Annotated in this window: 16 protein-coding genes; 11 read left to right on the top strand and 5 right to left on the bottom strand. The window is 72.0% G+C overall.

What is annotated here, in order from left to right; all coding sequences use genetic code 11:
• On the bottom strand, positions 1-558 hold a 558-nt coding region (locus tag VF697_RS08435), incomplete at its 3' end, for an alpha/beta fold hydrolase (protein ID WP_331093074.1).
• Between the two features lie 268 nt (positions 559-826).
• Between VF697_RS08435 and mnmG the strand changes: the two genes are divergently transcribed.
• From mnmG to VF697_RS08400, 7 genes are all read left to right on the top strand, one after another.
• The gene (mnmG, locus tag VF697_RS08430; RefSeq protein WP_331093072.1) at positions 827-2,677 is read left to right on the top strand and encodes a tRNA uridine-5-carboxymethylaminomethyl(34) synthesis enzyme MnmG; all 1,851 of its coding nucleotides are present in this window, start codon (positions 827-829) and stop codon (positions 2,675-2,677) included.
• A 98-nt stretch (positions 2,678-2,775) separates the two neighbouring features.
• Complete coding sequence (gene rsmG, locus VF697_RS08425; RefSeq protein WP_331093070.1) at positions 2,776-3,438, top strand: 16S rRNA (guanine(527)-N(7))-methyltransferase RsmG; 663 nt, start codon at positions 2,776-2,778, stop codon at positions 3,436-3,438.
• Positions 3,439-3,677: 239 nt separating this feature from the next.
• Complete coding sequence (locus VF697_RS08420; RefSeq protein WP_331093068.1) at positions 3,678-4,355, top strand: hypothetical protein; 678 nt, start codon at positions 3,678-3,680, stop codon at positions 4,353-4,355.
• 1,759 nt (positions 4,356-6,114) lie between these two features.
• Positions 6,115-6,906, top strand: coding sequence for an AAA family ATPase (locus tag VF697_RS08415; RefSeq protein WP_331093066.1), 792 nt, complete (start codon positions 6,115-6,117; stop codon positions 6,904-6,906).
• A 313-nt stretch (positions 6,907-7,219) separates the two neighbouring features.
• Positions 7,220-8,131 (top strand): ParB/RepB/Spo0J family partition protein, encoded by a 912-nt coding sequence (locus tag VF697_RS08410; protein ID WP_331093064.1) that lies wholly within the window; start codon positions 7,220-7,222, stop codon positions 8,129-8,131.
• A 3-nt stretch (positions 8,132-8,134) separates the two neighbouring features.
• Entirely contained in the window at positions 8,135-8,581 is a 447-nt protein-coding gene (gene bacM, locus VF697_RS08405; RefSeq protein WP_331093062.1) for a bactofilin BacM, read from the top strand.
• Complete coding sequence (locus tag VF697_RS08400; RefSeq protein ID WP_331093060.1) at positions 8,581-9,156, top strand: hypothetical protein; 576 nt, start codon at positions 8,581-8,583, stop codon at positions 9,154-9,156. The genes bacM and VF697_RS08400 overlap by 1 nt, the downstream gene beginning before the upstream one ends.
• A 354-nt stretch (positions 9,157-9,510) precedes the next feature.
• Here VF697_RS08400 and VF697_RS08395 read toward each other — a convergent pair whose 3' ends face one another.
• The 3 genes from VF697_RS08395 to egtB form a co-directional block, all read right to left on the bottom strand.
• Positions 9,511-10,236: a GntR family transcriptional regulator gene (locus tag VF697_RS08395; RefSeq protein WP_331093058.1), complete on the bottom strand. Its 726-nt coding sequence runs from the start codon at positions 10,234-10,236 to the stop codon at positions 9,511-9,513.
• Positions 10,237-10,674: 438 nt separating this feature from the next.
• The gene (egtD, locus tag VF697_RS08390; RefSeq protein WP_331093056.1) at positions 10,675-11,685 is read right to left on the bottom strand and encodes an L-histidine N(alpha)-methyltransferase; all 1,011 of its coding nucleotides are present in this window, start codon (positions 11,683-11,685) and stop codon (positions 10,675-10,677) included.
• Between the two features lie 6 nt (positions 11,686-11,691).
• Entirely contained in the window at positions 11,692-13,026 is a 1,335-nt protein-coding gene (gene egtB, locus VF697_RS08385; RefSeq protein ID WP_331093055.1) for an ergothioneine biosynthesis protein EgtB, read from the bottom strand.
• 234 nt (positions 13,027-13,260) lie between these two features.
• Here egtB and VF697_RS08380 point away from each other — a divergent pair, with 234 nt between their 5' ends.
• Genes VF697_RS08380 through VF697_RS08370 form a run of 3 tightly spaced genes read left to right on the top strand, consistent with a single transcriptional unit; the run spans position 13,261 to position 15,564 of the window.
• Entirely contained in the window at positions 13,261-14,061 is an 801-nt protein-coding gene (locus VF697_RS08380; RefSeq protein WP_331093053.1) for a GAF domain-containing protein, read from the top strand.
• 45 nt (positions 14,062-14,106) lie between these two features.
• Positions 14,107-14,700, top strand: a complete 594-nt coding sequence (locus VF697_RS08375; protein ID WP_331093051.1) for a hypothetical protein — start codon at positions 14,107-14,109, stop codon at positions 14,698-14,700.
• A 3-nt stretch (positions 14,701-14,703) separates the two neighbouring features.
• Positions 14,704-15,564 carry a hypothetical protein gene (locus VF697_RS08370; protein ID WP_331093048.1) on the top strand — a complete coding sequence of 287 codons (861 nt, stop codon included), beginning with the start codon at positions 14,704-14,706 and terminating at the stop codon, positions 15,562-15,564.
• A gap of 30 nt (positions 15,565-15,594) precedes the next feature.
• Here the strand turns inward: VF697_RS08370 and ggt are convergent, their stop codons facing one another.
• Entirely contained in the window at positions 15,595-17,421 is a 1,827-nt protein-coding gene (gene ggt / locus VF697_RS08365; protein ID WP_331093046.1) for a gamma-glutamyltransferase, read from the bottom strand.
• A 356-nt stretch (positions 17,422-17,777) separates the two neighbouring features.
• Here ggt and VF697_RS08360 point away from each other — a divergent pair.
• The coding region (locus VF697_RS08360) for a hypothetical protein (RefSeq protein WP_331093044.1) at positions 17,778-18,323 on the top strand (546 nt) is incomplete at its 3' end.

Below are 18,323 nucleotides of genomic sequence, written 5' to 3'. Positions count from 1 at the left end.
CCAGATGGCTCCGAACACCACCTCGCGCGGCGTGGCGCGCAGCGAGTCGAGCACCGCCGCGCGCGTCCCGGCTCTCGCGTCGCGCAGGAACGGCTCGAACCACCGCAGGCGCCCGGCCTCGTAGCGCTCCGGGAGGAACATCGCGCGGAAGGCCTCCACCACCTGGGGCGGCAGCTCCTTCACGCTGTCCCCGGGGTCCGCGAGCACCAGCCCCACCACGCGCTCGGGGTGGCGCGCCGCGTACTCGGCCACCACCGCGCAGCCGAGGCTGTGCCCCACCAGCACGAAGCGCTCGAGCCCCAGCCCCTCCGCCACCGCCCCCACGTCCTCGGCCAGCTCCCGGTAGTGGTAGCGGCCCGCCGCGTCCGGCTCCGACTCGCCCATGCCCCGCAGGTCCAAGGACACGCTGCGCTGCTTCAGGTGTGCCTGTTGCGCCGCCCACTGCGTCCGGTTGCCGCTGTTGCCGTGCACGAAGAGGACGGGCACCCCACCCTCCCCCGCCGTGGTGACGGCGAGCCGCCCCGCCGGCCCTCGAATCGTCTGTGTCGAGAAGGTCATGCGGTGACGCTAGCGGCTCGCGTCCGGCGTCCGGTAGCGGAACCGGAGGGCCCGACGCCCCAGCGCGGCCCACCGTCCGCGTCGTGGGTCGCGCGACGCGGGAGTGCGGGCGAGCGCGGCGCCTGCTGGCCTGGAGGGGCGGCGGGAGGAACCGTCCGCCGGGGCGGGCAGGCCGCTCAGGTGACTTGCCTTCCCCCGCCCCGCGCGTGAGAAGTGAGGCTCCACCCGGGCGAGCGCGAGTCGCCTGCCCTTCCCTTCCCCTGGCGAGATGAAGCACCGGTACGACGTCATCGTGGTGGGCCTCGGCCATGCTGGCTGCGAGGCCGCTCTGGCCTGCGCGCGCATGGGCCTGTCCACCCTCGGCCTCACCCTCAAGCGCGAGCGCGCCGCCGTCATGAGCTGCAACCCCGCCGTGGGTGGCACCGCCAAGGGCCACCTCGTGCGCGAGCTCGATGCGCTCGGCGGCGAGATGGGCCGCGTGGCGGACCTCGCGGGCACGCACTTCAAGACGCTCAACGCCTCGAAGGGCCCCGCCGTGCAGGCCAGCCGCGTGCTGTGCGATCGCGAGGCCTACGCGCGCACCATGCAGGCGGTGCTGTGGGCCCAGCCGAACCTCACCGTGCACGAGGCCGAGGTCTCCGCCGTGGTGGCCGAGGGCGGGCGCGTGGCGGGCGTGGTGCTCGGCGACGGCACGCAGGTGGCGGCGAGCGCGGTGCTGCTCACCACCGGCACCTTCCTCCAGGCCCTCATGCACGTGGGCGAGAAGAAGGAGGTGGGCGGACGGCTCGGCGATGAGGCGGCCAAGGGCATGTCCGACTCACTCCGCGGGCTCGGCTTCACGCTGGGCCGCTTCAAGACGGGCACGCCCGCGCGCCTCTTGCGCGACAGCATCGACTGGGACGCGCTCGAGCCCCAGCCGGGAGACTCGCCGCCGCGCCCGCTCTCCTCGCGCACCAAATGGGGACTCGGGGGCGGGGCCTTCCCGTGCCAGCCCGCCGTCACCTGCGCCCTCACGTACACCACGGCCGAGACGCACCAGATTCTCCGCGACAACCTCCACCGCTCGCCGCTCTTCCAGGGAGAAATCGTCGGCCGGGGCCCGCGCTACTGCCCGTCGCTGGAGGACAAGGTGGTGCGCTTCTCCGCGCGCGAGCGGCACCTGGTGTTCCTCGAGCCCGAGGGCCCCACCTCGCCGCTGGTGTACCCGGCGGGGCTGTCCACGAGCATGCCGGCCGAGGTGCAGCTCGCCTTCCTGCGCACGCTGCCGGGACTCCAGCGGGTGGAAGTCGCGCGCTACGGCTACGCGGTGGAGTACGACTACGCGCCGCCCACGCAACTGAAGGAGACGCTGGAGACGAAGGCGGTGGAGGGCCTCTTCTTCGCCGGGCAGCTCAACGGGACGAGCGGCTACGAGGAGGCGGCCTTCCAGGGGCTGTACGCGGGCCTCAACGCGGGGCTGAAGGTGCGGGGCGAGCCGGCGCTGGTGCTCGGGCGGGACGAGGCGCACGGGGCGGTGCTGGTGGACGAGCTGGTGACGAAGGGGGTGGACGAGCCCTTCCGCATGTTCACCAGCCGCTCGGAGCACCGGCTGAAGCTGCGCGAGGGCAACGCGGACCTGCGGCTGGCCCGGCACGGGGCGCGGGTGGGGCTCGTCTCGCGCGAGGTGCTGGAGCGGGTGGAGGCGCGCGGGCGGGCGGTGGCGGACGAGGTGGCGCGGCTCAAGCGCTCGGGGCTGGCGGCGCGGCTCAAGCGGCCCGAGGTGACGTACGCGGCGCTGGCGGCGGAGCAGCCGGAGGGCTGGCCGGCGCTGGCCGGGGACGTGGTGGAGGAGGTGGAGGTGGAGGTGAAGTACGAGGGCTACATCGTCATGGCGCAGCGGGCGGCGGCGCGGGAGGCGGAGGCGTGGGAGGGGTGGCGGATACCGGGGGACTTCCGGTACGGGACGGTGCGCGGGCTGTCGGCCGAGGCGGTGGAGAAGCTGGAGAAGCACCGGCCGGCGACGGTGGGGCAGGCGAGGCGGGTGCCGGGGCTGACGCCGGCGGCCTTCTCGCTGCTGCTGGTGGCGCTCAAGCGCGGCGGGCTGGGCGGGGCGGGAGGCCCCCGGGCGAGCGACGGCTGATCGCACAGGGGGGTGTGGACAAGGTGTGGAGAACTTTCGAGCACCCCCGGGTGCGAGTGATTCCGAGGGGTTGAGACCCCGGAGAGGGAGGGCTGGCTGTGGATAACGCGAGCTTCGCCGATCAGATTCAGCAGGGCTGCAAGGCGTTGGGAGTGACGGTGGGGGAGGACGTGCCGCCGAGGCTCTTCCGGCTGATGGGCGAGTTGTTGAAGTGGAACGCGAAGGTGAACCTGACGGCGATTACCGCGCCGGGGGAGGTGGTGGAGAAGCACTTCCTGGACTCGCTGGCGGTGCTGCCGGAGGTGGAGGGAGCGGGGACGGTGCTGGACGTGGGCGCGGGGGCGGGCTTCCCGGGACTGCCGCTGAAGATGGCGAGGCCCGCGCTGGCGGTGACGCTGGTGGACGCGGTGGGCAAGAAGGTGGGCTACCTCAAGGCGGTGGTGGTGGCGCCGGGACTGGGGCTCACGGGGACGAAGGCGGTGCACTCGCGCGCCGAGGGCAAGCCCGAGGCCGAGGGGCTGCCGCGGGCGGACCGGGTGATTGCCCGCGCCTTCATGGACCTGCCGGACTGGCTGGACCTGGCGCCGACGTACCTCGCCCCGGGAGGGCACGTGGTGGCGATGTTGGGCAAGGCGCTCGGCGAGGACGAGCTGCGAGCCCAGGCCGGGAAGCGGGGCCTGCGGCTGGTGTCCGCGAGGGCCTACCGCCTGCCGTTCTCGGGAGCGGAGCGGCAGGTCGCCGCGTTCGCGAAGGCGGAGTAGCGCGGCGGCGGGGGCGGCGCCCGAATTCCTCCCGAGCATCGGCGGCAGGCTTCAGAGAGGCGCTCGCGTGACGGCGGGCGCCTCTCGCCGTTTCGGGGTCCCTGCGCGCGAGGCGCTTCCCCGTGCGAGGCCTCCTCTTTCCTTGAATCACCGGGGGAACCACCGCGTCCCTCCTGGCTCACCCTCCACGTGGAGCCGGTGCCGTGCGCGCCGGCCCACCCGAGCCAAGGACACCTCCGATGATCGCCGTCCCCCGTGCCGTTGCGTCGCGACTCCCGCTGCTGCTGACGTGTGCTCCGTTGCTGTGGGGGTGCGCCTCGCTGGGCACGCTGCAGACGGCGGACACGGTGAAGGCGGGCCATGGCCGCTGGAACTTCCAGGGCGTGTTGCAGGGGGCCGAGGGCCGCAAGCCCCTGTCCTGGTTCCCCCAGGGGGCGATCGAATACCGACACGGCGTGGTGGACGGGTTGGACCTCGGCGGGAAGCTCGGGACGGCGGGCGTGGAGGCCTCGGTGAAGGTGAGGCTGGTGAAGTCCGAGGGCTCGCCCTGGCTGGTGTCGCTGATGCCCACCGCGGGCCTGGTGTACCTCTCGCAGGCGCGGCAGGAGTCGACGTTGAGGCCGCAGCTCTACGCGGCGCTGCCAATCATCCTGGGGCGTGAGACGGAAGGGGGCTCGCAGCTGGTGCTCGCGCTGCGGCCGACGTGGATGGACTTCGGGGTGAGGAATGACCAGAACGACGTCATGCTGGGGATGGGGGCGTCGGTGGGGTACGCGTTTCGGCTGGGCGCCTCGGTGCGGATGATGCCGGAGGTGGCGGTGCTGGTGCCCGTGGCGGACCTGACCGAGCGGAGCCTGGGCATGCCGGACTTCACGAGCCCGAACCTGCAGGTCGGCCTGGCCTTCATGGGCAACTAGGACGACGCCGGGAGCGTCCGGGGCGAGCGTCCTCCCGCGCCGCGAGCTCCGCTCCCTCCACCGCGCACCCCGTGCGTCAGCGCGGAGGACTCGGGGCCCGCGCCACCGGGGACGAAGAAGCGCGGGAGGCCGTGGGGGGCCTCGCCCGCCTCCGGGGCCGCGACTCCAGGCCGGAGCCGCGCGAGCCCACCTGGCTGTTCACCCGAGGCTTGGACACGGACGTGTTCCACGTGGAACACGGGCGGTCTCGGGCTGACGGGTGCGCCTGGGGAGGAAGGAGCAGAGGCCGAGTCCCACGGAGCGGCACGTTCCACGTGGAACAGGGCCTCGGCAGGGGGCGTGGGACCGGGTGGGCGAGGGAGACGTGAGGGGCGGGCGGACTCCCACGGCTGAACCCAGTGGGAGCGTGTTCCACGTGGAACAGGGGGGCCGGCGAGCAGTCGGCTTCGGTTCCGGCGACGCCTCCCCGAGAGACCTGGGGGAGCACCTGGAGGAGTCTCAGCCGGGGACGCGTTCCACGTGGAACATCCCGAACCGGGCGACCCACCATGGAGGCCTGAGAGACGGGTGCGGTTTCAGCTCAAAGTCCCTGGGAGGAGAGAGAAGGGGACGCGGAGGGACTGTCCCGGCCAGGAGGTGTTCCACGTGGAACGTGCCCGGGAAGCCACTCGCCTCGAGCCTTCGCGGGTGGAGCGGAAGGGCGGCTCAATCCCAGGCAGCGGAAGGAGGGCGAGACGGTGAGGTTGGCAGCAGTCCCGCCGAAACGTGTTCCACGTGGAACGTGTTCGGGAAGCTCCTCCTCGTGAGCCTTCGCGGGTGGAGCGGCAGGGCGGCTCAATCCCTGGCAGCGGAAGGCGGGTGAGGCCGGTCGTCCTGGCAGCCCGTCCCGCCGGAACGTGTTCCACGTGGAACGTGCCCGGGAAGCTCCTCCGCGTGAGCCTTCGTGGGCGGAGTGGAGGGAGGCTCAATCCCTGGCGGCGGAAGGAGGGGGGCGGTGGTCCTGGCAGCCCGTCTCGCCGGAACGTGTTCCACGTGGAACGTGCCTCGGCCATCCCCAGGGAAGAGGGGAGCTGGTTTCTGGCAGGGAGGACTGGGTTCGTGGAGGAGGGCTCCTTCAGACGGAACGTGTTCCACGTGGAACGTGCCCGGGGGTGCTTCGCCTTGGCGATTCGAGGTGATGGAGTGCTCACGAGGATGGAGGCGCTTCCAGCGGGGTGATGTCCCACGTGGAACGTGCCCGCAGGGCCATTCCGCTCAGCCGTGTCCGTCAGGAAGGAAGGTGTCTCAATCCCTGGCATCGAAAGGAGGACTTCCATGGGGTTTGAGGGCGCCTTCTCCCCCCGAGCGACGTTCCACGTGGAACGTGCCCGGGAGGTGCTTCGCCTCGGCCATCCAGGGCCGGGGAGGGGAGGCTCGTCCCGGGCGATAAAAGGCAGGCGCCACGGGGCGAGGACGGGTGCCCCTTCCGCCTACGGATGTTCCACGTGGAACGTGCCCGGGAGGTGCTTCGCCTGAGCCATCCGGAGAAGGAGGGGAGGGGGCTCGGTCCTCACCGTGAATGGGGCGAAGCTGGGAGCCCCTCCCGCCGACGGATGTTCCACGTGGAACGCCGCCGGGGTGGGATGTCAGGCAGGCAGGCTAGAAGGCTGATCCGGTCGCGGACTGGATCAGCCGCCGATTTGATGGATCAATGCGGGTCCGGTACATGCCTCCCCCGCAGAGCCCCCGGGACTCCCGGGGCGTCGCAAGGATGGGCCACGTGGGTCGAATCATCTGCATCTCCAATCAGAAGGGCGGCGTCGGCAAGACGACCACCGCCATCAACCTCGCCGCGAGCCTCGCCTCGGCCGAGCGCAAGGTGCTCCTCGTCGACATGGACCCCCAGGGGAATGCCGGCAGCGGGCTCGGGTTCAAGCGGGACGAGCTCCAGGGCACCGTCTATGACGCGCTGCTCGGGGGGCGTCCCCTCGGCGAGCTCATCCACCCCACCGAGCTGCGCTACCTCCAGGTGGTGCCCGCCACCCCGGACCTCACCGGGGCCGAAGTGGAGCTCGTCAACCAGGAGCGGCGCGAGTTCCGCCTGCGCGACGCGCTGCGCCCCGTGGCCGAGCAGTACGACTACATCCTCATCGACTGCCCGCCCTCGCTCGGACTGCTCACGCTCAACTCGCTCATCGCCGCGGACTCGGTCCTCATCCCGCTGCAGTGCGAGTACTACGCGCTCGAGGGGCTCTCGCAGCTCAACCACACCATCGACCTGGTGCGGCAGGCCTTCAACCCGGAGCTGAAGATGGAGGGGATTCTCCTCACCATGTTCGACTCGCGGGCCAACATCGCCAACCAGGTCGTCGCGGACGTGCGGGGCTTCTTCAAGGAGCAGGTCTTCACGGCCGTCGTCCCGCGCAACGTGCGCCTGTCCGAGTGCCCGTCCTTCGGCAAGCCCATCATCCTCTACGACATCAAGTCCAAGGGCTGCGAGAGCTACCTGGCGCTCGGTCGGGAGATCATGCAGCGCGAGCCTCAGCCGCCCCCCGCTCGCAAGGTGGCCTAGCCCCATACCGGGCTTCGGTCAGGCCCTCCCCCGCATCCTTATATAGGGCGGGTGCTGACCAGGCCCCCCGCCGCTCGCATCCTCGGCGGCTGAAGCACCCGGCTCGGCGCCGCTTCTGGCCCCGAGCCCGCCTACCCCGGGGAATTCCCCGGACGGTGGCAAGCGTAGGACCCCGGCTCGGCGCCGCTTCTGGCCCCGAGCCTCACGCCGGTTCAGCGGGTCCACCCGGCGGTGGGGAAGGACTGGACTCCCGGGACGAGCCCTCTCGTCGCGGTGCAGCGGGCCGGGGGCGGACCCCGGCGGAGACGACGCAGTGCTGAACGGTGACAAGCAGAAGCGGGCGTTGGGCCGTGGCCTCTCCGCCCTCATCCCCCAGGCCGCTCCGCCTCCCGCCGCCGCGGTGGCGGTGGTGGCCCCTCCCGAGCCCGTCACCCCGCCGAAGCCCGGCGTGATGAAGCTCCCCATCGAAGCCATCCACCGCGACACCCTCCAGCCTCGTCGCCACTTCGACGAGGAGAAGCTGCGCGAGCTCACCGAGTCCATCAAGGCGCAGGGCGTCCTGATGCCGGTGCTCGTGCGCAAGGACGGGGAGGGCTACAAGCTCATCGCCGGAGAGCGTCGCTGGCGCGCCTCGCAGCTCGCCGGCCTCCATGAGATTCCGGCCATCGTGCGCGAGGTGACGGAGGTGGAGGCCTTCGAGCTCGCCCTGGTGGAGAACCTCCAGCGCGCGGACCTCAACCCCATGGAGGAGGCGGACGGCTATCACCGCCTCGTCGAGGAGTTCGGCCTCACCCAGGAGCAGGTGGCCCAGCGTGTGGGCAAGGAGCGCTCCACGGTGGCCAATGCGCTGCGGCTGCTCGGCCTGCCCGAGGACGTCAAGCGCATGGTGGCCGAGGGCGGACTGAGCGCGGGCCATGCGCGCGCGCTGCTCGGCGTGCCCCGCATCCCCGAGATGATGGAGCTGGCCCAGCAGGTGGCGGCCCGCAAGCTCAGCGTGCGCGACACCGAGAAGCTCGTGCAGCAGGCCAAGGGCACCAAGGCCAAGGACTCGGGCAAGCCGCAGAAGCAGAGCCCCCAGGTGAAGTCCCTGGTGGAGGAGATGCAACGCACTCTGGGCACCAAAGTGCGGCTGGTGGAGAAGGGCAGTGGAAAAGGCACCATCGAGGTCGACTACTTCTCGTACGATGACCTCGATCGAATCCTGAAGGTACTCAGGAAGGAGTAGCGCGTGGCGCTCCTCGGCAAGAAAGACGAAAAGACCAACGTACCGCTACTAGGCGGCAGACGGGAGGATGAATCGGTGGCAACGCGTCCGGGTGAGGTTCACACGCTGCTCGGGAAGGGCAGCGAGTTCGAGGGGAAGCTCACCTTCGAGGGGCAGGTCCGCATCGACGGCAAGTTCAACGGGCAGATCTTCACCAAGGACGTGCTCGTCGTCGGTGATGGGGCCCGTGTGCAGGCGGAGATCAACGCGGGCACCGTCATCATCAACGGCACGGTGGAAGGCAACGTGCGGGCCACGCAGCTCATCGAGCTGCATGCGCCGGCGCGTGTGAAGGGCAACCTGGAGTCGCCGGCGCTCACCATGGACCGGGGCGTCATCTTCGAGGGCACCAGCAAGATGGAGAACCTCGGGAAGAACCCTCCGCCGCCGGGTGGTGAGGGCAAGAAGTAGTGCGCGCCGCCGGGCGCCCGCGCCGCCGCGCCGCCCTGGTGGCGCTCGCCGTGCTGGCGTCCGGCTGCGACGGCTGCGAGGAGCGCTCGCGGCCGCGCGAGGAGGCGGCGGCCGTCACTCCGGACGCCGCGGCTCCGGAAGGGCGGCCCGCTCCCCCGCGACGGCTGGGCGTGAAGGTGCCCATGCCCTCCGGGTGGACGGCGCAGGTGGCACCGGATGGCAGCTTCCAGTTCGGCCCTCCGGGGCGCCCGGTGCTCCGGGTGGACCTGCGCTCCGGCCAGGGCGCGCAGCTGCCCTCGTCCGAGGCCCTCGCCGACTCCCTGGGGAAGAACTTCGAGGGCTTCGAGCGCTCGCTGGACCAGGAGGAGGGGGGCGAGGACTTCACGCTCGTCCGGGTGACGCTCGCGCCGAAGCTGGCGGATGGGGGCGTGGGAGCGCAGTACCCGGCGCTCTTCGGCGCCCGACGCCTGGGCAAGGACCTCTTCCTGTGCGCCACCTTCCCGGGCGTCACCACCGATGAGGTGTTCCTGGCCACCGAGGCCTGCCGCGGTCTGGAGTACCAGGCGCCGCGCTGAGCGCCGGAGCCCGCAAAGACACCGGGCGCGGCAACCCGGGGCCCCAGGTCCCCGGATGCGCGCCCGGTGCATCCCCCCTTCGCACCAGTGGGTCGGCCCTTCCCCCCGGACGGCCGGCACGCTGGTGGATGTGTTTGAAGCCTTGGGCCGGCACCCCCTCGCTTCCGGGGTGGCGGTTCTCCACGAATGGGTACGTCCAACGGGTGGACGCGGGTTCAACGCTTCCGAAAGTTTATGGCGCGTCCGTCGTCAGGGAACGCTGTCTCCGCCGAAAGTCCGGGTTGAATGTCGGGTGGCATTCGAATTCGCAACGCCAAATGTCCGCTCGTATTCCGTTGAAAGTGCGTGACGGATTCACCGCCCGTGGGTCACGGCCGACGCCGATTCGAGGCTCCCGAGGACATGCTCATCACAGGCGAGGAGCAGCGGGGGCAGGTCGCGCCGCAGCGCCTCCACGTCCCGCTCCGTCAGCCAGGGGAGCGCGCTCTCCGCCCAGTGGCGCACCGCGTCCGAGGCGAGCAGGGGCCGCACGACCCCGGCCATTCCCCGGAAGGCCCGCTCCAGCGACTGGACGAGGAGGAAGTGCCCGGGACGGTCCGCCGCATGGGCCGCCAGCCGCAGCAACTCGAACTCCTGCTCCACCCAGTGCCGGGCACCGTCATCCCAGCGCGCCCCATCACGCAAGGCGAAGCAGGCATTCGCGAGTCGCTCGAGCTCCCGTGGGGGCGCGTGCGCGCAGCAGCGCGCCAGCAACTCGAGGGTCGTCTCCCGCTTGAGCTCGAAGTACCCCTCCAGCAGACGCCACCTCTGTGGAGGCGCGCGCTCCAGGTCGTGGAGCGCCACTCCCAGATTCTCGAGTGTCACCACATGCTCGAAGGCCACCGCGCGTGCCTGTCGCCCCTGATGCCGCACAATCAGCCCGCGCGTGGCCAGACGCATGAGCGCCTCTCGAATCGTCCCCCGCGCCACGCCGTAGCGTCGCGCCAGCATCTGCTCCGAGGGGAGGGTCCCTGTCTCGGGGAGCTCGCCTCGCGAAATCATGCGCTCGAGTTCCTCCTCGATATTCGTGACCTGCCTCATCCGGTTCTGGTGCTCCATCTCCACCTCGCGCCTGCCGGCTTTGCAGCAGGTGGGCCAGACAGGAGGGACGAAGCCAGAGACCCGCGCCTCCCTCGGAGAGCCCCTGGGTGGGGCGTGGCTCGAGCACTCGTGGCGCCTGTCGCATCCGTCGCGTTCCTTGGATGCCCGTCCCACTCCGCGAGACGCCTTCCACGGCGCTACGCCCAGAGGCAAAACCTGGAGGGAGGGACCCCCTTCCGGGCGCGAAGTTCGCGAACTTGTCCACTAAGTGTACAGGTTGCGCGCGCATGCGCCCGGAGGGTCCCCCCTCGCGAGTCGTTCGGACCTGCATGGGCTCCCGCGTCCTCGCGGTGGCGGAGCGCTGGGGCCCACCGCGTCACGGTTCTCGTGTGGAGCCCGTCCCACGGGGGCCGGCGCTCGGGCCCGTGCCGCTGGCGGTCAGCGCTTGAGGGCCAGCGAGAGGGCGAAGTCCCCGGCCGCGTCCGTCCACCGCTCGGTGAGGTGCAGCCCCGCCGCCGCCAGCTCCGCCTCCACCTGCTCCGCGCGGAACTTGCAGCTCACCTCCGTGCGCAGCACCTCGCCCTCGGCGAAGTTCACGTAGCGCTTGAGCGTCGGCAGCTTCACCGCCTGCGGCTGCGTCGAGATGAGCCGCATCTCCACCCAGCCGTTCTCCTCGTCGAAGGGCGCCAGGTGCTCGAAGGCCTCGGGCTCGAAGTCCGCTCCCAGCTCGCGGTTGAGGACGCGCAACACGTTGCGGTTGAAGGCCGCCGTCACCCCCGCCCTGTCGTTGTACGCCGCGAACAGCCGCTCCCGGCTCTTGAGCAGGTCCGTCCCCAACAGCAGCCCCTCGCCCGGCTCGAGTCCCACGGCCAGCTCGGAGTAGAAGCGCGCGCGCTCCGGCGGCTTCAGGTTGCCGATGGTGCCCCCGAGGAAGGCCACCAGCCTGCGGCCCCTCCTCGGCAGCTTGCCCAGGTGCAGCCCGAAGTCTCCCACCACCGCGTGCACTCGCAGCCCCGGGTACTCGCCGGCCACCGCCTCGGCCGACTGTCTCAGGAAGCGCTCGCTCACGTCGAAGGGCACGAAGCGCCGGAGCGTCCCCGCTCCCCGCATCGCGTCCAGCAGCAGCCGCGTCTTCTCGCTGCTGCCGCTGCCCAACTCAATCAGCGTGTCCGCCCCGCTCGCCCGCGCGATGTCGCCCGCGTGCGCCTCGAGGATCTCCCGCTCGCGCCGCGTCGGGTAGTACTCCGGCAGCCGGGTAATCTCGTCGAAGAGCTCGCTGCCGCGCTCGTCATAGAGCCACTTCGGCGACAGCTCCTTCGGACGGCAGTCCCCGCACAGCCCGGCGAGCACCTCGGCCCGTAGCGCGCGCAGCGCGTCCCCCGGACGCACGTGCACCTCCACCGTCACCGGGGCTTGCCTCTCCAGTCCCGCCCACGCCCTGTGCCTCATGTGCCCTCACCTCGCGTCTCGTGCACAGCGGAAGCCGGCGAAGAGCTGCCGGCGGATGGGGTAGTCCCAGTTGCGGAAGCTGTTGCGCACCGCCACCGGGGCGCTCGCCCAGGCGCCGCCCCTGAGCACCCGGTACTCCGGCCCGAAGAACGCCTCCGAGTACTCCCGGTAGGGAAAGGCCCTGAAGCCCGCGTACCCCTGGAAGGTGCTGGCGGTCCATTCCCATACGTCCCCGAGCAGCCCCCACACGCCGTCGGCGGACTGGCCCTCGGCGTAGGCGCCCACCGGCGAGGGCCCCCAGGTGTCCCCGCCGAGGTTGGCGTGCGCGGCCGTGGGAGGCGCCTCGCCCCAGGGGTACGTGCGCGCCTGCCCGTCCGAGCCCCTCGCGGCCTTCTCCCACTCGGCCTCCGTGGGCAGACGCTTGCCCGCCCAGCGCGCGTAGGCGTCCGCCTCGTACCAGCTCACGTGCTGCACGGGCTCGTCCCGGGGCAGGGGCTCCACATGGCCGAAGCGCCGCCGCAGCCAGGTGCCTCCGGACTGCGGCAGCCAGAAGAGCGGGTGGCGCAGGCCCTCGGCGCGAAGCCACTCGAAGCCCTTCGGGTCCCACCAGCGCGCGTCCGCGTAGCCGCCGGACTCGACGAAGACGAGGTAGTCCCCGGTGGTGACGGGGTGCGAGTCCAGCAGGAAGGGCTCCACGTGCACGGCGTGCGCGGGGCGCTCGTTGTCATAGGCCCACGCCCCGTCGCTGCCCTGGGGCACCGGGCCGCCGGGGATGAAGACCTCATGCTGGGCGGCGCGGCCGGGGCGCGGGCGCGGGCGCTCGGCGGGCCGGTACGCGTGGCTCGTCATGAGCTGCAGCGTGGCGGCGAGCGTCTCCAGGTGCTGCTGCTCGTGCTGGGCCACCATGCCGAAGACGAAGCCCCCGCGCAGCAGCGGCTCGTCCGAGTCCTCGGGCACCGCCTCCAGCCAGGCGAGGGCGGCCTCGCGCACGCGCGCGGCGTAGGCGAAGGCCCGCTCGGGGGAGAGGAGTGGCAGCGCCGAGCGGGTGGCGCGCGGGTGGCGGAAGGCGTCGTAGAGCGCGTCGAAGGCGGCGTCGGTGAGGGCGGGCGCGCCGAGCCGGCGCAGCAACCACTGCTCCTCGTAGTTGGCCACGTGGGCCACGTCCCAGACGAGGGGGGACATGAGGGGCGAGTGCTGGCGCACGAGGGCGTCCTCGGGCAGCCCCTCGAGCATCCGCAGCAGGCGCGCGCGCGCCGCGGAGAGCTCCGCGAGGGCCCGCGCCTTCCAGGGGCATGGCTCCTGCCGGCCCGTGTCCCGTGGGGCCTCACTGGTGCTCCGCATGGTGGCTTCCAAGCTAGGAAGTGACGCCCGGCGGGGGGAGCCTCCCCGTCCCCGCGCGCGAGCCCCGCGTGTGACACCGCACGCCCGGCGGGCCGAGGCCCTGGAAGGCCGGGAGCCGAGCGGAGACGAGGCGGGACGCGGGGTTGTGCTGTCCGCGGGTGGACGGAGGCGCCGGGGTGGGGGGCTTTCCTTCTCGCTCGCACCCGGAGTAAGCGGCCGGGCATGGAGACTTCTTTGAATCCAACCGCTTCCGAGGCTTCTCGGTTCTTCGAGGAGCCGGTGTCGCCTCCGGTGGCGCAGGGGGACGAGGTGGAGCGGCTGCAGCGGCTGGTGGCCGTGCTGGGCGAGCTGTCGGGGGCGGCGGCGGATTCCCTGGCGGTGATGCGGCTGACGACGGCGCGGGCGCAGGAGCTGACGCGGGCCTCGGCGGCCATCGTCGCGAAGGTGGAGGGGGTGGACGTGGTGTGCCGGGCGGCGACGGGGAACCTGACGCGGGCGGTGGGCGAGCGGATGGCGCTCGACATGAGCCTGTCGGCGCACACGGCGCGCAGCGGGCAGGTGATGCGCTGCGACGACGCGGAGCTGGATTTACAGGTGGACCGGGTGACGTGCCGGCGGCTCGGGGTGCGCTCGTTCGTGGTGGCGGCGATGCCCTTCGGCGGGAGGCTGCGCGGGCTGCTGTTCGTGCTGTCGCACAAGCCCAACGCGTTTGGCGCGCGGGACGAGCAGCTGCTGCAGGTGCTGGGGCCGGCGGCGGGAGCGGCGCTGGCGCACGCGGAGGACGCGCACGTGCTGGGGCAGTACGAGCGCGAGCTGCGCGGACTGGTGGCGGTGCTGGCGGCGGAGGGGACGGAGCGGGCGGGAGCGGCGTTCGTGCAGGCGCTGCGCTCGCCCCTGGCGACGGTGTCGCTGGCGGCCGCGGAGTTGCTTCAGCGCGGCACGCTGGCGGACATGGAGGCGGTGGGGCTCATCGCGCGCGGCGCGGCGCGCATGGAGGATCTGCTCAAGCCCCTGGCGGGCCGGGTGGGACACTGAGGGACTCGCCGCGCCCGTAAGGGTGGCCCGTCCCGGAGGCCCGGCATGAAGCCCTCGCGCACGTGGCGGGCGGTGTTGGCGACCTGGCTGGTGACGCTCTCGTGCGCGGCACCGCAAGCCCTGTCCTCGGCGGCGGCGAGAGGGACGGAGGCACCGGAAGCGCAGGCGGACACGCTGGAGACACGTCCGTCACGCCCACCTCCACGCGCGGCACCGTCGCGCCCGGGGCGAGGTGGCCGGAGCCGCAATCGGAACCCGTTCGAGCCGCGGGAGCGCGTCTTCAACGCGGAGCCGACGCCGGAGCAGCGGGAGGCGTCACGACGGAAGGTGGAGAACGCGGCGGTCGAGCACTCGCTGCGGGACCGGTACTGGAGGCTGAAGGCGGAAGCGGAGCGGCTGTACCCGGACAAGGTGGGCCAGTACCAGGAGCACCACTTCTGGCCGAGGTACCTGGGAGGCCCACCGACGGGCCGGACGTTCAAGGTCCCGGCGCCCTACCATCAGCTCATCACCAACGCCTTTCGGCGCAAGCACCCATATGGTCAGGCGAAACCGAGTGAGGCGCGGGCGAAGGAACTCATGCTGGAAGTCTATTCTGATCATCCGATTCCCCAGTTGATAGGCATTCCGGACCCGTGAGCCATGCGAGAAATCGCCGACTTCAGAATCGCGGAGCGCCATGCGCGAAGCTTCCTGGACCCCGAGGACGGGCAGGTGCTGGGGCCGTTGGGGGGGGACACACGCAAGCTCGTGCTGGAGACCCATGACATCCGCTACGCGAAGGTCGGGCGGATCCATCGTGAATTCAGGAAGCAGGGCAGGTTCTTCGTCCTGGGCTGGAGCCTGCGGCGCACGTACACGAAAAAGGAGCTGGAGGCGGCTGAGCTGTTCCAGCTGTGCGTCCGAGCGGCGTTCGAGCCCTCAGGGGACGAATGCGGGACGGAGTACGATGATTCGGCGGGATGCCCACGGTGTTGTTTCGGGGCACGCCAATTGAACGAGCTGAGGCTCGACCCGGGTTCCCTTCCCCGTGGCAAGGACATCGCGAGGACCATCGCGTACAGCGAAATCATCGTCTCGTCCCGGCTTGTCGAGGCCTTGCGAGCACAGGGCCTCACGGGCGCGCGCTTCCACCCGGTGCTGCGCAAGAGCGGGCGTGGAGCCATCGAGGACTGGTACCAGCTCGAGGTGACGTCCCGGCCGGTGGGCGTGGCCCCGGTGACACGTTTTGGCATCGATCCGTTCGATCCGGACGAGCAGGGCGAGTACCGCTGCCCACGCGGGCACGTCGCGGGGTTGAGCGTCCTCTCGGAGCTGTCCGTGGTGCGCGAGGACTGGGATGGCTCGGACCTGTGTGCCACGAAGCAGTGGGTTGGCTATCGCAGCCGCAACGGCGGGGCGTTCCGTCCCTACCCCCTGCTGCTCGTGTCCCAGAAGCTTCGCCGGCTGCTCGGCGGACTGAAGGCCAAGGGGTTCGAGCTCGAGATCGCCCCCCTCACCTGACTGTCCTGTGGGTGGGCGCTCAGGGAGGGCTCACTTCACCGGCTCGACCACCCGCGCACTGCCCCCGCCGCGGCGCCGGGGCTCGGCGACGGCGGTGACGGTGCCATCGGGATGGAAGCGCAGGCCCGTGGCGGCGCCCAGCGGCCCCGCATTCGTGAAGGCATGGCCCCGCGCGGTGAGGGCGGCGGCCTCGGGCGAGGCGAGGAACTCCGGCTCGGCGTTGCTCGCGGCGGTGGGCGCGTTGCGCTGGGACACGCGCGGCGCGGCGAGGGCCTCGTCCAGGGGCATGCCGAAGTCCAGGTGGTTGAGGAGCGTCTGGCCCACCGTGGTGATGATGGTGGCGCCGCCGGGGCTGCCGAGCGCGAGCACGGGCGCGCCGTCCTTGAACACGAGCAGGGGGCTCATGCTGCTGCGCGGCCGCTTGCCGGGCGCCGGCGCATTGGGGTGGGGCGCGTCCACGGTGGCCGGGAGGTCGAAGTCCGTCATCTCGTTGTTGAGGAGGAAGCCGTAGCCGGGGACGACCATGCCGTTGCCTCCCTCGCCCTCGAGGGTGCAGGTGTACGCGACGATGTTGCCGGCCGCGTCCGAGGTGGTGATGTGCGTGGTCTCCTTGTCGAGCAGGGTGTCCTCGGCGGCGCGGCGCGCGGGCGCGGCGGAGGGCGACGCCTCGGGGACGTCACCCTGGAAGGGGAGGGGATTGCCGGGCGCCGCGGCGGCGGTGGAGGCCCGGGCCCCGCTCAGCGCCGAGCGCCGCTGGGCGGCGTAGTCGCGTGACAGGAGGCCCGACACGGGCACGGAGACGAAGGCGGGGTCGCCGATGAAGGCATCGCGGTCCGCGAAGGCCAGGCGCGAGGCCTCCAGGTAGCGGTGGAGGAAGTCGGCGCGGGACAGGGAGGCCGGATTCTCGGCCTCGAGCAGGTGGAAGGTGAGGGCGAGCGTGAGGCCGCCGCTGCTCGGCGGGCCCATGCCGTGGAGGGTGTAGCCGCGGTAGGTGCTCGTCACGGGCGGGCGGACGAGGGCCTCGTACCGCGCGAGGTCCTCCAGCCGCATCACCCCGGGGCGCACCGTGCGCGAGGCGCCGGGGACGAGGGGCGGGTGGGTGACGGTGGAGATGAGGGCCCGGGCCAGCGCTCCCCGGTAGAAGACGGGCGTACCGCCCTCGGCCACGAGCCGGTACGTCCTGGCGAGGCCGGGGTTCTTGAAGGTGGAGCCCACGGGCCAGGGCCGCCCGTCGGGGCCGAGGTAGAGGGCGGCGGAGCTGGAGAAGTCGCGGAAGCGCTCGACGTTGTGGCGCGTCTGCTCGAAGAAGGTGGAGTCGACGTCGAAGCCCTGCTCGGCGACGCGGATGGCGGGCTGGAGGACGTCGGCGAGCGAGCGGGAGCCGTAGCGGCGCAGGGCCTCGTCCCAGCCGAGCAGGGCGCCGGGGACGCCGACGGACAGGCCGCTGGTGACGAGCTCGTCGAAGGGGAGGGGGGCGCCGTTCTCGTAGAAGTGCGAGCGCTCGAGGCCCTGGGGCGCCGTCTCCCGGTGGTCCACGGTGACGACGCGCTGGTCCCGGGCGAGGTAGACGAGCATGAAGCCGCCGCCGCCGATGCCACAGGAGTACGGGTCGGTGACGCCGAGCACGCTGGCGGCGGCCACGGCGGCGTCGACGGCATTGCCTCCCGCCTTGAGGATGTCGATGGCGGCGGAGGTGGCGCGCACGTCGACGGTGGCGGCGGCTCCACCCCGGCCGGTGGCGGTGGGCGTGGGGGCGGGGGACTGGCGGGCCTGGGCGTCGGGCCGCGTCACGGGGGCGGTGGAGCAACCGAGACCCAGACACAGCGAGGCACTGGCGGAGAGGAGGAGCCTTCGCATTCGGATTCCAGACGGGAGGAGAGAGGAGCACGCCTCGGCGCGAGGCACGGGCGCAGTCTAGCCCGGGGTCTCTCGGAGGCGCAGGCCCGGGCGAACCTCTTGCCCGTCCCCTTCCGGACGTCGCGTCGTCTTGGAGGATGAGAGGATTTCAACCAGGAAGCGCTTCCTCGCGGCCCAATGCCTTGCACCGCACACGCGCGCGCGCCCGGATGTTGGCTTTCCGGGAGAAGCACCGGAGCCGATTCGTCGGGCCTGGGAGCCGTGCGTACCGTGACCGCCCGTGGCGACCGTGTCGGGAGAGCCCGTCCAGAGCCGAGGACGTACCGGTCGGAACTCCCAGACTCCGCGGGGGATGCATGCACCAGGCGCACTGGCCTGCCAGTGACAGACTGAGGGAGCTGGCCTTCCTCGCGTTGGAAGAGGGCCTCGAGGTGGCGGGCACGGGGGCGCACGCCTTCACCCCATTCCTCAAGGCGCGGGACGCGGGGGGCCGGTGGCTGCACTTCGGCCTGGGCGCCGAGGACACCGAGGGAGCGCTGGCGCTCGCGGACGACCTCATCAACGACCCGCGGCGGGGCGTGGAGGCGTACGCCATCGCGCTCGACTGCGAGCTGGAGGTGGGCGGCCAGCGCACGGACGGGGTGCGCGTGGAGGCGGGCGAGCGCGGGCGGGGCGGAGGGCTCGTCCTGGTGCAGCGCTACGTGAGGCGCGCCGGGGCGAGTCTCCTGGAGCGGCTGGGCCCGCCGGAGCTGTGGGACGCGCTGGCCACCTCGCGCTTCACCCCGGTGCCGGTGGCCTACGCCCGGTGCGGCTTCTCCGAGGCGGAGTGGCGGGCCTTCCACGACGCGCCCCGCCGCGCCTTCCTGTGCGTGGCCACCGCGGACGGCCCGGTGCGCCCCCGG

Source organism: Archangium sp. (genome assembly GCF_036388035.1).
Classification (GTDB): Bacteria; Myxococcota; Myxococcia; order Myxococcales; family Myxococcaceae; genus Archangium.
Note: the sequence above shows the minus strand (reverse complement) of the source record. Positions and strands in the feature narration are given on the sequence as shown.